The sequence below is a fragment of the Caenibacillus caldisaponilyticus genome (assembly GCF_002003465.1).
Classification (GTDB): Bacteria; Bacillota; Bacilli; order Bacillales; family Sporolactobacillaceae; genus Caenibacillus; species Caenibacillus caldisaponilyticus.
Map to the genome: position 1 here is coordinate 21,026 of NZ_BDDQ01000028.1, position 12,704 is coordinate 33,729.

Below are 12,704 nucleotides of genomic sequence, written 5' to 3' on the forward strand. Positions count from 1 at the left end.
GCGACGTCTTGAACGAATGCCATTGATGACCCCATCGTCCCATCAGAGACGGCCGCATGGGCCGTCGGATGCTGTCGGAGCGGCGACCTCGCCGTGGGCTCACGCCTTTTTGAATACCAAAACATTTTCTTCGATGGCCATCTCCAAATGTCCCCGGCGCACGGCCGCCATCAAATAACCGACGACGGCCGTCCGATAAAGGGCCCACATCGCGACGTCAGAAAGCTCGACCTCACAGGCATCGCACACCGTTTTCACCAAACGGTCGATCCCCGCCGGCAAGCTCTCCCGTTCCACGAGCGCCAAGATTTCATCCAACATTTTGTTGTGAAACGCGATGTTGCCCCAGACCGTGTTTTTAAATTCCTTTTCAAAAACGCCATGGCTCGGCACCGCCCCCAACAGATCATCGGCGAGGCTTAACAGCTTTTCTTGTGAAGCGAGCAACTTGTCCAAATCCGTGAAAAACGGGATTTTATGCTTGAACAAATAATCCAGCGACACATAACTGTCGGCGGCGTATAACACGCCGTCCACGAGCACCCCCATCTGATGGTCGGCATGGCCGGGCAGCGGAATCAGCTCGACATCGAGATCGCCGAAGCGGTGGCGACCTTCGCCGCAGACGACATCGACGGAAGCGGCTTTTCCTTCAATGAATTTATTGCGCATGGCCTGTGGAGGCTCATTGCCTTGGAACAAATAGAGCGCTTCCCACTTCGGATAGCGGAGGACGTCCGCTTCGACCGCCGGCGCCGCCGTCATCATCGCGCGCTTTTTTTGTATCTGATGAAGCCCGCCGTAGTGATCGGCGTGGGCGTGGGTGATGAAAACGTGCGTCAAGGGCCAGCCCCTCTCATCCAATAAACGCAAGGCTTTATTGGCGATCGAGGCGTCGAGCCCTGCATCGATGAGCAAGCCGGTGTCCTCTTTTCTCACATATCCGAGATTGGTCGGATTGGCAAAATAAAAACAAGACGGCGTAATCTCAATCAGTTCCACCCAAGCGCCTCCTCGTCTCATCGGTTTCCCAATGACAAACGCGCCAATGTACCGTTCAAAAACACCATCCGTCAGGCCGGCGCCTCCGCCGCCGGACGGCATGGCGCGATGCCGTTGCCGCTTTTAATTAAATATTCGTTTTTACAAATAAAAATCCCTTTTTGAAACGCGCTCAAAAAGGGATGCTTTCGGAATCGGCAGATTAAAGAGCTCAATCCAAAATCGTCACCTTCACCGTGCGCCGCCCCCACTTTAAAGCATCGGAACGGTCCGGCATAAAAAGATCGATGCGCCTCCCCTTGATCGCTCCGCCCGTATCGCCCGCGACGGCGTACCCGTAACCGTCGATATAAAGCTTTGTGCCGAGCGGGATGATGTCGGGATCAACGGCGACGACTTTCGCATCGGGATTCGTGCGCAGGTCGATGCCGGTCGCCGTCACGCCCGAACACCCCGTGCAATAGGCGGTATACGCGGTCGCGTTCATATAATAAACCTTTGTCGCGGAGCCGACGACACGCCTTGTTTGAACGCCGTTTTTCGCTTGAACGCTCGCCTGCAATCGGGCCCCGGCCGACGGCTCAGCGTCATGAAGGGCTTTAAACGTTTCGGGCCCGACGATGCCGTCGATTGACAAATCTCTTGACTTTTGAAACCTCAACACCGCAAGGCGCGTCAACTTCCCGAAGATGCCGTCGATTTCGCCGTTGTAAAAGCGGAGGTCCTTTAAATGATATTGGACGTCTTTGACGGCTTCTCCCCGGGAACCGTACGCCAACAACTTTCCGTCGAACTTCACGTAATGGCTCAACTTGGCTTTCGTTTTCGGTCCGACGATGCCGTCCGGTCGCAGCCCATGGTCTCGTTGAAACTTCAATACCGCCTTTTCGGTGGCCGTCCCGAAGTAACCCGTCGCTTTCAACGGCTTATAATAGCCTTCATGCATCAAGACGTTCTGGACATTCGTGACGTGCTCATCGCGCATTCCCTTGTAAAGGAGTTCATTGCCGAAATGGGCGCTCGCCAAGGCCGGTAGGGATAAAAACGTCCCCGTTAACGCCGTGGTCACCGTCGCTTTTCTTACGACCGCATGATTCACACTCAATCCTCCTACCTCCCCTTGGAACAAATTCTTGTTCTATAACTACTTTTATGACCCGATTTCGGTTTCATATCTTACAATTACATTACAGACCGCGCTTCGGATGCCTTGCCGTTTTAGTAGGATCCTTCGGCGCGTGTCATCGTTTTGTCATAATGGTCAAGCGCCGGGCGGCAATTCGATCGAAACAGGCCCTATCGTTCTGAATCGCTGGCCGGTCGAACGAAAAAGGGCGCTCAGCCGCTTCCCATACCGCGCCGTAGGACGAGTTCCATTCATAATCTCCGGCGGGGCGGATAAACGCCCCTTCTTTCAGCGCCAAACCATCCCATTCATAGACAAGCGCTCATCGTGATTTTCCTTCTTCGATGATGTTATGGATGGCTTGAACGAGCTCTTCGGCGCGCTTCGCCGTCGAATGCCGGCTGCGGATGAGCGCCATGCCGTTTTCCGCAATCCGGCGCCTCTCGTCTTCGTGTTGCAAATAATACTTTGCCTTTTCCACGAAATTATGTTCATTGATCGCCACCATCGTTTGCCCGTCGATGAAGCCGAGGTCGCTGATTTCCTGATTTACGGTCGCGAGCAACAGCGCCCCGCATGCCGCCGCTTCGTAATACTTTAACACGGGGAATTGTTCGACGCTCGCGCACGTCAGGACGATTTTGGAACGGTTGAGCAGACGGGCGTAGTTTTGTCCGACGTACACGCCGGTCTCTCTTTTCCCGATATTGCGATAGCCCGGATGCGGAATGTACCGGAAACCGCACTCGCGCATCAAAGCGTGATACATTTTATTTCTCAGCGGGTAGATGTGCGGATAAATCGCCCCCGTCATGAGCCAATCGATCGTCTTTTCTTCCCCGTAATCCTTAAAAATGGAAAGCGGAACGTGATGCGGCAGCCAGATCATGCGTTCGGCATATTCGGGGTAATAGCGGTAAAAAGGATCGCGGTAGATGCTGAAGATGTGCCGGATGCCCTCTTGTTCTATAAAACGTTTACGCTGTCGGATTTTATATTTCAAGTCGTGCATGATGATGCCGGTCGGCACCGGCGACTGCCGAAGCTTGCGGATAAACGGGGAATAATCGGGTTTAAAATCATTGACGAGGATAAAATCGGGGCGCTTGGGAATGCGTTCGAGAATGTCCAGAATGCCGCCGTCTTTCGACCAAAGCATTAAATCGGTCCTTTTGGCCAACTCCTGTGATAAGTAATAGCTGCTGCGTTCCACATGATTGGAAAAATCCTTCGTAATAAACAACAACTTAATCCTATCCACCGTTTATTCTCCAATCCATTTACATTTAGTCCAAAACCTTCCTTCCCCTCGGTGATGGGGATCCCTGTGGGATGTCGGCTTGGTAAAAAGGCATCTCCAAGCGCGAGTGCTGTCCCATTTGACTCAGGAAAAAAGGGCCCGTAAAGAGCCCTTTCTGCTTATTCAGATATTCGGCGGTATGGGTGCGTTGGTCGTGTCGATGAAGACGATGTCTGCAAGGTCAACAATGACGTTGGTTATGCCGGCGGATCCGGCCTCACTAAACACGACAAAATCGCCTTCAACGGCCAATATCGTCACACCGAACAAACTTTGTCCGTTGGAAAGGGATACTTCATTGATGGTCACACCTTGGTTGGCGAGCGCAATCAGTTCACTGCGAAGATTGACTCTCCCCACCTGTGTCAATGGCATATGGACGACCTCCCTAATATGATGTTAAGACCTCAGACGGCCTCTTTTATCTATACGGACTTCTACCGTAACTTGATTATGCGAATACCATGATCTTTTAAACATGGTTCCAGCCGATTCTATGTTTTTTCATCATTTTTAAACCGATTTGGACGCCTGGCCGATGCGGAAAGTCATTCGGCGCAATAAAGTATAGTAACCTGATGTTCTTTCAGGTACCTGAAAAAAATACGAGGAGGCTGGTAAAATGAGCAGCCTGTTTGATGACGGTTGCCTCCCGTGCCATTCGGATGGGGACGGCAAAACGAAATGCAAAGGGGGCGTCTGTGAGCTTTTAAACCAATTGGCCAACCAACGCGTCGGCTCTTTGTGTGCGCTCGGTCAGACGCCCCAATTGTTGCTGGTCAATAAAGGCACGGATGTACCCTTAGCCTTGGGCGGAACGACGACGCCGACCCTTTTCTCCTTGGTTCGATACGATCCGAAGTCATGCTGCGCCGTTTTGACCTACCAAGAAACCGTCGGGACAGGACAAGTGACCCGCACGTACGTCACCGACTGCCGGGCGCTTGCCGGTGTTTCTTGCTTAAACGCCGTCTAACAAAAAAGAACGGATGCGCGCGCGAATGGTGAACAAGAGTAGCCTTTGCCGCGACCAAAGCCTTTGGGGTCGGGAACAAGAGTACCGATCTAAAAGGCTTTTTTTTACACTCTCACCACGGTTTCGAACCCTTTCGAACGGCCGGCGCGATACGGGGAGGGCGGCTCTTCCCGCCAAAACTTCTAGGGATGACCAAAGTCTTGAGCTTTTATCGAAGTGCGGGCAAAAGGAGGCGAGTCAAGGTGAGGACGGATGAAACGAGATGGCCGGAATGGGCGGTCTTTCAAAGGCGTCGCGGATGCGCGCGCGCAGATGCGGCCGGGTGACCAGCTGGTCGAGCACATGCGGATCGTTCGGAAAGAAACCGACGTCCTGCGTCTCCTCGGATATCCGTAAACGCCCGCCGACTTGCCGACCGCGAAAGACGAGCGTAAGAATATCTTTTTTGAGATTCTTGTACACTCCGGTCAATCCGTCGACGGCGACCACGATCCCCGACTCCTCGAAGATTTCCCTTTTGACCGCGTTCTCCAACGCCTCGCCGAGTTCGATTTGTCCGCCCGGCAGCTCCCAAGTATCGGCACGCCAAAATGTTTTGACGAGCAAGAGGTGGCCCTCGTCATTCGTGATCACCCCTGCCGCCGAGACGATATGTTTCGGCCGATGGTAGTCCCCCGTAGCCGTCAAAAATTCCTCCCGGCTGGAATGAAAGAAAGGCGGCAATTGAGCTCGCCGTTTCTGGGCACGCGCATGGAGTTCGTCATGGCGAACCCGGCGCTCGATCCGCTCATAATCCTCCCGGCTCTTATAAGCCCAGATCGCGTGGATCTTCCGGCGATCTTCCGTCGTCCAGCGGCCGACGAGCTCGGCGCCGTGTTTCAATTGATTCGGCAATAAATACTGATGAAAAAAGTCATTGAACATCTCCAGTCGATCGGGATCAATCTCATACGTCTTTTTTCGGTAAAACATCGGTCTCACGCCTCCAAACCCGCTTTTTCCGGATCGACAACGATGACTTCCGCGCCGGTTTCCCGCAACAGCTGGATTTCATCCTCCGGCGCGTCGGCATCCGTCAAAATGACATCGACTTCCTGTATGGGAATGATGCGGGCAAACATTTCGCTCCCCAGCTTATCGTGCGTGACCAAACAAATCACCCGGCGCGCCACTTCCGCGGCCGTGCGGTGCAGGACCGCGACATCGCCGGTCGCCGTGCTGACGCCGTGCTCCGCGGACAATCCTCCACCCGTCAAGAAGCAAATGTCTAATCTTAACCCGCGCAAAAAATCGACGGCGATGGCGTCGGCAATGGTACCGGACGGCCGCAGCCGCCCGCCGACCACATAGGTATCGATGTTTTCTCTCGCTTTCAACTTTTCGGCGATGACCGTACTGTTGGTGACCACCGTAAAATGATACGACGTCGGCAGTTCATCAAGCATGACATAATGCAATCGTGCGGAACCGATGAACACGGTATCGTCCCGGCCAATGAAACCCGCCGCTTTTTTGGCGATGGCTTTTTCGGCCGCCGAACCTTCCGAATAGCGCAGCGCCGGCGAAAGCGGTCCGGATCTGACCTTTTTTCCGGGAATGGCTCCGCCGTGTGTTCTTTTCAAAAATCCCTTTTTTTCAAGGGCGATCAGATCGCGGCGAATCGTATCGGCGGAGACGCCCAGCGACTCGGCCAATGCTTTGGCCAAGACGCGCCCTTCTTCCCTTAATCGTTGTAAAATGGCCTGTTGCCTCTCTTCTGCAAACATGCGCAACAACTTCCTTCGTGATTTTGCATTTTTTTATTTATTATAGCAAGTTTATGCGTTTTTATATATAAAAATTTATTTTTTTATATGTATTTATGCAATTTTGTTCGGGGATATTCCATTTTTAAGGCGTTTTATCGCAAATCGTCACGACAAAGAGGAAAGGACGGAGGCTTAAAAGGCCGTAAAAAACCCGCCGCTAGAATCGCGGCGGGAAACGTCTTAATTCGGGATGACGAGCTTTTGACCTGGATAGATGATCGGGGAACTGAGGTTGTTCGTTTTCATCAATTGGCCGACGGTCGTATCGTTCAACAAGGCGATTTCCCAAAGCGTGTCGCCCGATTTCACGGTATAAACGGGGCGTGCTTCTTTGACGGCGGCCGGTTTGGGGCTTTCCACGCTCACCTTCAACTTTTGATTCGGAAAGATGATGGGGCTTTTCAATTGGTTGATTTCTTGCAGTTTCGCAACGGAAAGGCCAAATTTTACGGCGATGTCCCATAAGGTATCGCCTTTTTGGACGGTGTAATAGGTCGCGTTCGATGAAACCGATGCGCGCGGATTCTCATTGCTGGCGGTCTTCGTTGCTGAAGACCCGGAAGAAGCCGGCGCGGACGTTAATTTCAGCTTTTGTCCGGGATAAATCCGATCCGAAGTTAATCCGTTCAACGATTTCAGCTGAGCGACGGTCAAATGATGCGTTTGCGCGATATCCCACAAGGTATCGCCCGATTTCACGACATATTCGGAAGCCGATCCGGCGTCGCCGTCTTTGTCGCTTTGTCCCGAGGGAGAGGCTTGTCCATTGGAAACCTTTAACTTTTGTCCGGGATAGATGATGTCGGAAGACAGATGATTCAACGATTTAAGGGTGGAAACGGATACGCCAAATTTCACGCCGATGCTCCAGAGCGAGTCCCCTGGCTTTACCGTATAAACGCTTGCGCTTTGCCCTTTCGATTGGCCGGTATCCGATTGGTTCAACACGCGGCGAGCCGTGACATACCGAGGGGCCCAGTAGGACGAGGTGATGTTGGAAACCGTGACGCCGGATTCCGTGGCGTTGAGCATCTGGTTGTTTCCGATGTATATGCCGACGTGGTTGATGACGCCATCGCCATCCGTATCAAAAAAGACGAGGTCGCCCAACTGCAATTGGTTGCGGTTCACCGCCACGCCGACGCGCGATTGCTGCAGGGACGTGCGCGGTAGGTCTATTCCGTACTGTTTGAACACCGTCGCCGTATAAGACGAGCAATCAAAACGGGACGTATCGCCAACCACCGCTCCCCATGCATAGGGTTTGCCTATGTATTTATAAGCGATATTGACGATATCGGACCCGGAATCCGCCAACGCCTGACCGTTCACCGTCAACAAAAGACCGCCAGCGACCGCTACCGGCAATAATTTCTTCTTTTGCATCATGACCCTCCCCTGGTTTACGGTTCCTATTAACCTATATCGACGCACAACAGAAATTATTTAAGGATAACAAGCACAGAGCGACAGAAAGGTTTCCGCCGCACCGATCAAAGCCCGGCCGCGTTGACCCTGTTTACTTATAATACTAACAAATTTTTCCGTATCCTGTCAGATCAAAATTGCATTTTAACGAAAAAACACCGGTGAAAAGAAGCAAACAAAAAAGCCCCGCGCCGGAACGCGGAGCTCAAACCCTATCAACACGGCTGCCATTCACTTTTTAACAGACCCATGATCAACCGATCATAACGCTTTCCTTCCCGATAAACCGCTTCCCGCATCCGCCCTTCTTCCTTAAATCCGGCGCGGCGGTATGCCCGAATCGCCGGTTCATTATAAGAAATCACGTCGAGGCTCAGCCTATGGAGGTTGAGCTCCATGAAAGCATAGCGAAGGAGCAGCTGAAGCGCCTCGGCTCCGAAGCCTTTGCCCCGGTCTTCCGCCTTGCCGATGCCGATGGCGAGGGTGGCCGAGCGGTTATTCCATTCAATGTTGAAAAGCGCGCAAAACCCGACCAATCGGTCGTCGGCAACCGTCCGGATGCGAAAGGAAACGTGGGAAGCGTCCGCGTCGGATTCCCGTGCAGCGAGACTGTCAGCGGAAACCGGACGGGCAAAATCCGTGTCGACCAAGCGCGGGTAAAAATCGTCCTCCATCCACGCCGCCATGATCGCGGCGTCGTCAGGACGGCGTCCGGTCAAGCGGACTTTGGTACCATGAAAAAGCCTTTGTGTAATCAATGATTGATTCCCCCATCAGTTTTGCGGGGGCTTGTCGCACCCGCTTGATTATGAATGGATCATCGTGCAGATGGCGACAGCAAAAGCAAACATAGACGTCTCTCCAATTCATTAAAATTGGGAGAGGGAACCCCCTCTCCCTTTAACTCTATGATAACCGTTTGAAAATCATTTGTCAGCGTTTTCTAGGCTTTTTTCGTTTTTGCTTCCCCGCGGCGGTCGCAGAACCCTTAGGCTTTCTCGATCCGGATGGCTTATTTTTTCGGATCCTGATGACGGCATAGGCGATGAGCAAAACAAGGATGAGAACGCCCACACCGATCAACCCTATCATCCACGGGGACAGGCCGGCCTTCTTTACTTCCCACGTCGTTTCCATCGTCCCCACGCCGCGGGAATTGGCGTCGCCCGCCGCGGCAAGCGCCATCACGTTGACTTTCCACGTGCCGGGCTTGGGCAGTTTGATTTCGCCTTCATAAAGCCCCTTTTTGGAAAAGACGAGCGAAACTTGGCGCGATTCTTTCCCCTTGGTAAAAAAAGCGTACACGATGGCGTCATTGACGTCCTTGACGGTTTTCGTCGGATTTTTCGGATCGTCGCTTTGGACTTGCGCGGTAAAGCGGATCGTTTTTCCGGCGACGAGCGGGTCTTGATTTTCCAAACTTGTGACCATGATCTCCCGGCTTTTTCCGCTTTTATCGGCCGCCGCCACCGAAGAGACCGCGCCGAATACGGCTGAAACCACTAAAGCAAGGGCTATGACGAGACTCGTCCGCGTTCTAGTCGTCATCGCGTCCACTCTTTCTCCAATCGATGATTAAAGTGACGGTGATCAGTACAAACGCGGTCAGCGCCAGCATGGGAATGGTGATGAATCCGAACCAATTGATGTAATCGACGCTGCACGGCACCCCTTCTTGACAGATGCTCCGAAACAAGCCCACCTTTTGATCCAGGATATGAATGATGGAAAAGGCGGAACCGATCACCGTCAACGGCAAAACATAAACGGCAATCTTCCGGTCGTTGCGAAAGCAGGCGATGCCCAAAATGATCGCCAACGGATACATGAAAATTCTTTGAAACCAGCACAGCTTGCAGGGAATAAACCCGGCGATTTCGCTGAAATAAAGGCTTCCGAACGTCGCGACGAGCGCCACGACCCACGCGAAGTAAAGCCTTTTATTAATCATGGACGTCCTCCAGGGCGTTTTGAATGTCTGCTTTTAATTGATTGTAATCCAGCGGGTCGGACGCCATTTTGCCGTTAATGTAAACCGTCGGGGTGCCTTGAACGCCGGCTGCCTTCCCCATTTCGATATCTTTTTTGATCGCGTCTTTATATGTTCCTTGATCCAACGCCCATTTAAAGCCGTTGACATCGAGATCGGGCACCGCTTGTTTCGCCAATTTGACGAGGAGGTCCGTCGTGACCCACTCTTCCGTTTCCGGCCCTTGATTTTCATAGACCAAACGATGAAAATCCCAGAATTTCTCGGGATGTTTGGCATAAATGTATTCGCCAGCGTCCGCGGCCAAAACCGAACCCGTGCCCAAAATCGTGTAGTTCATGAAGTAAAACCGGACTTTCCCCGTATCGATGAAATCTTTTTTGAGTTTCGGAAACACGTCCAACTCAAATTGCCGGCAATACATGCAACGGTAGTCACCGAATTCAGCCACTTTCACGGGCGCGTCTTTTGCGCCCAAAGCCGGCTGATGGTCATATTGGATCGCGCCGTCTCCCCCGCCTTTCGCGCCGTCCGAAGAATGCTTTTGGTTTTGAAAAACAATGGCGACAATCGCCAAGATTAAAACCAGCACGACGACGGTGGTGATCATGATGATCCACGTTTGCGATTTGCCGTGTTTCGCTTGTGTCTTTTTGCTTGCGGGTCGTTTTCCTTTCGACATATGGACACCCCACCAACCCCAATTCGCATCATTTCCAAATTCTTGAAAAGAAGGTCATGATGCGAAGGCTCGTTTTATATGTTTATGATATAAGACGTTTGCCCAGTTGTACAGTTTATCTATTATTCAAACAAGTTTTCTCGCAAAAACCCTATCGGACCGTTTCCCCGCGAACGTCTCCTCTCTTCGATGGTCCGCTCTGGCACGGCGCGCCGCACGAGAGGCGGGCGAAATGCCGGCCGCCCGCGCCAACATCGATTGGACGGGACGATCGGATGCCGAAATGTTTTCTGTATCGAAGGGATCGCGAACGCCCATATCCAATATATTCTATTAAGCCATCATGAGGGAAACTCGCTATGTATTTGTTCACTTTTGGGCCGGGCCTCTTCATCGGCTCGGATGTTCGGCATGCGCCGCACCGTTCCGCACACACCAGCCGGTGACGGGATTCCATAGGCAAACTTTTCTAAAAAAACGATGGTTAAAAAGCGGCGCTTTTTGTTAGTCTTAGGTTGGAAAAGTTTAAGCGGAAAAGGTGTCGATTCGTATGACAAAAGTAAAAGGACCGCTGCTTTTGGCAGCGGCGGCGACCATCTGGGGCGGCATGTACGTCGTAAGCAAATTCACGTTTTCCGCCATTCCCCCGATGACGTTGCTGTTCATCCGTTACCTTATAGCCGGCGTCGTGCTGACGGCCGTTTGCCTCGTCCGGAGGGAATGGCGTCTGTCGCGAAGAGACATCGCATCCCTCGTCCAAATCGGCGTCGTCGGCTATTTTCTCTCGATCAGCGCCCAGTTCATCGGAACCGATCTCGCCGACGCCCACACCGGCGCGTTGATCACGACGCTATCGCCGATTTTTCTCTCGTTTTTCGCCGTCATTTTATTAAAAGAAGCCATCACGGCCAAACAAGCGGCGGCGCTCGCCATCGCAACCGCCGGGGTGTTTTTCATCGTCGGGGGACCCGGCCGCGCGTCCGGCCAAACCGTCGGCCTCTTGATCCTATTGTTTGCGGCCGCCTCGTGGGGATATTATTCGGCGATCGCCAAAAAAGCCGCCAAATTTTACACGCCGCTGCAAATGACGACGGCAGGCATTTGGATGGCAACCGTCCTGTCCTTTCCGTTCGCCGCCTTCCAATGGCAGACGTGGGATCACGGCATGTTGGCCGAACCCTCCATTTTGCTCGGCATTCTTTATCTCGGCATCGTGTCAACCGCCGGCGCCTTCTTCGCTTGGAACCGAGGATTGGAACTAACCCCGTCCCATCACGCCGGCCTGTATTTCTTTTTGCAACCGCTCACAGCGGCACTCTTCGGGCGGCTCTTTCTCGGCGAATCGCTCGGCGGCGGCTTTTGGATCGGCGGGCTGTTCATTGCCGGGGGTGTGATCTTAAGCCAATGGCAGAAAACAAACAAACCCGGCGTCAAGGAGAAAAAACCACATTTTACTAAATAGAATCAAAAATGAACCTTCTACGGCAAAAACCCGTCTTTTTTTACAAAAGGGGAATGCCCTCACATGTTTCCCGCGCGTCGGTCGACTGCGGCCAACCGGTCGACGGTGACGAAGTCGTATTGATCATGAACGTCCGCGAGAAACGCTTCCAGCGCTTCAAGCATGATCAATGGCGCCCCTTCGTCGGCGCCGGGCGTGCGGTCGTTATCATGCAGGACGATGATCGCCCCGTCCTGCAATCCTTCATGAAGGCGCTTGAGCAAACGCTCTTTACCGAGCGTGCGCTTCCAATCGCCCAGAATGGCGGACCAAATGACGAGGCGGAACGGGCGGCGCGCCCAAAAGACAGCAAGATTCAGATGCCCCCACGGCGGCCGATAATCGACCGGTTCCCGGCCGGTGATCCGGCGGATGACAGCGGCGGTTTTCGCACATTGCCGCTTCGTTCCGAAAGGCGTCAATAACCAGTTGCTCACATGGCGATAATGATGGATGGCGACTTCATGCCCTTCTTCCGCCATTCTTTTTATGATGTGAGGATATTGCTCGGCATACTCGCCGACGACAAAAAACGTCGCTTTGATTCGATATCTTTTCAATAAATCGAGAAGCCGCGGCGTATAAACCGGATGCGGCCCATCATCGAAAGTGAGCGCGACCTTGCCTTGGGCATCCGCGCTGCGAAAAATGCCGAGAGAAAACATGCGCATGATCGCGGTGGGCAATACGCCGTAAACGAGTATAAGCATTATAATTGTCAACAAAATGTAGAGAATCATTAACATTTTTTTCGCCTTCTCTTCTTTTTTCACCCGTTTTATTGCATAATTTTGATCATCGGCAATTTCCGCACATCGACTTCTGCTGAAACTCACACGGGCTTCCCAGTATGACTGCTCGGCATATGCCGGCGTGCGGAGATCATCATGC

General features: G+C 52.7%; 15 protein-coding genes. 2 read left to right on the forward strand and 13 right to left on the reverse strand.

Annotation, left to right across the window (positions count from 1 at the left end; translation table 11 throughout):
• Window positions 1–99 precede the first annotated feature (99 nt).
• The 5 genes from CCB157_RS09055 to CCB157_RS09075 all read right to left on the reverse strand — a co-directional run bounded on the left by CCB157_RS09055 (window position 100) and on the right by CCB157_RS09075 (window position 3,803).
• Window positions 100–1,002, reverse strand: coding sequence for an MBL fold metallo-hydrolase (locus tag CCB157_RS09055; RefSeq protein WP_158077257.1), 903 nt, complete (start codon window positions 1,000–1,002; stop codon window positions 100–102).
• Between the two features lie 211 nt (window positions 1,003–1,213).
• Complete coding sequence (locus CCB157_RS09060) at window positions 1,214–2,101, reverse strand: peptidoglycan-binding protein (RefSeq protein ID WP_077615585.1); 888 nt, start codon at window positions 2,099–2,101, stop codon at window positions 1,214–1,216.
• A gap of 142 nt (window positions 2,102–2,243) precedes the next feature.
• Window positions 2,244–2,426, reverse strand: coding sequence for a hypothetical protein (locus tag CCB157_RS09065; protein WP_077615586.1), 183 nt, complete (start codon window positions 2,424–2,426; stop codon window positions 2,244–2,246).
• Between the two features lie 24 nt (window positions 2,427–2,450).
• On the reverse strand, window positions 2,451–3,389 hold the full coding sequence (locus CCB157_RS09070) for a glycosyltransferase family protein (protein WP_077615587.1): 939 nt from the start codon (window positions 3,387–3,389) through the stop codon (window positions 2,451–2,453).
• A 162-nt stretch (window positions 3,390–3,551) separates the two neighbouring features.
• The gene (locus CCB157_RS09075; RefSeq protein WP_077615588.1) at window positions 3,552–3,803 is read right to left on the reverse strand and encodes a hypothetical protein; all 252 of its coding nucleotides are present in this window, start codon (window positions 3,801–3,803) and stop codon (window positions 3,552–3,554) included.
• A 247-nt stretch (window positions 3,804–4,050) separates the two neighbouring features.
• On the opposite strand from CCB157_RS09075, the gene CCB157_RS09080 reads away from it, so the two are divergent.
• Window positions 4,051–4,404, forward strand: coding sequence for a hypothetical protein (locus CCB157_RS09080; protein ID WP_077615589.1), 354 nt, complete (start codon window positions 4,051–4,053; stop codon window positions 4,402–4,404).
• Window positions 4,405–4,641: 237 nt separating this feature from the next.
• On the opposite strand, the gene CCB157_RS09085 is transcribed toward CCB157_RS09080, so the two are convergent.
• The 7 genes from CCB157_RS09085 to CCB157_RS09115 all read right to left on the reverse strand — a co-directional run bounded on the left by CCB157_RS09085 (window position 4,642) and on the right by CCB157_RS09115 (window position 10,312).
• Entirely contained in the window at window positions 4,642–5,376 is a 735-nt protein-coding gene (locus CCB157_RS09085) for an NUDIX domain-containing protein (protein WP_077615590.1), read from the reverse strand.
• 5 nt (window positions 5,377–5,381) lie between these two features.
• Window positions 5,382–6,170, reverse strand: a complete 789-nt coding sequence (locus tag CCB157_RS09090; protein ID WP_077615591.1) for a DeoR/GlpR family DNA-binding transcription regulator — start codon at window positions 6,168–6,170, stop codon at window positions 5,382–5,384.
• Between the two features lie 222 nt (window positions 6,171–6,392).
• The gene (locus tag CCB157_RS09095; protein WP_077615592.1) at window positions 6,393–7,598 is read right to left on the reverse strand and encodes a LysM peptidoglycan-binding domain-containing protein; all 1,206 of its coding nucleotides are present in this window, start codon (window positions 7,596–7,598) and stop codon (window positions 6,393–6,395) included.
• Window positions 7,599–7,855: 257 nt separating this feature from the next.
• The gene (locus CCB157_RS09100) at window positions 7,856–8,395 is read right to left on the reverse strand and encodes a GNAT family N-acetyltransferase (protein WP_077615631.1); all 540 of its coding nucleotides are present in this window, start codon (window positions 8,393–8,395) and stop codon (window positions 7,856–7,858) included.
• A 178-nt stretch (window positions 8,396–8,573) separates the two neighbouring features.
• Window positions 8,574–9,188, reverse strand: a complete 615-nt coding sequence (locus CCB157_RS09105) for a FixH family protein (protein ID WP_143286987.1) — start codon at window positions 9,186–9,188, stop codon at window positions 8,574–8,576.
• Window positions 9,178–9,591 carry a disulfide oxidoreductase gene (locus CCB157_RS09110; protein ID WP_077615594.1) on the reverse strand — a complete coding sequence of 138 codons (414 nt, stop codon included), beginning with the start codon at window positions 9,589–9,591 and terminating at the stop codon, window positions 9,178–9,180. The genes CCB157_RS09105 and CCB157_RS09110 overlap by 11 nt, the downstream gene beginning before the upstream one ends.
• On the reverse strand, window positions 9,584–10,312 hold the full coding sequence (locus tag CCB157_RS09115) for a DsbA family protein (protein ID WP_077615595.1): 729 nt from the start codon (window positions 10,310–10,312) through the stop codon (window positions 9,584–9,586). Before CCB157_RS09115 ends, CCB157_RS09110 begins: the two co-directional genes overlap by 8 nt.
• A gap of 550 nt (window positions 10,313–10,862) precedes the next feature.
• On the opposite strand from CCB157_RS09115, the gene CCB157_RS09120 reads away from it, so the two are divergent.
• Window positions 10,863–11,774, forward strand: coding sequence for a DMT family transporter (locus tag CCB157_RS09120; protein ID WP_077615596.1), 912 nt, complete (start codon window positions 10,863–10,865; stop codon window positions 11,772–11,774).
• Between the two features lie 59 nt (window positions 11,775–11,833).
• On the opposite strand, the gene CCB157_RS09125 is transcribed toward CCB157_RS09120, so the two are convergent.
• Window positions 11,834–12,559 (reverse strand): polysaccharide deacetylase family protein, encoded by a 726-nt coding sequence (locus CCB157_RS09125; protein ID WP_238594644.1) that lies wholly within the window; start codon window positions 12,557–12,559, stop codon window positions 11,834–11,836.
• Between the last annotated feature and the right edge of the window lie 145 nt (window positions 12,560–12,704).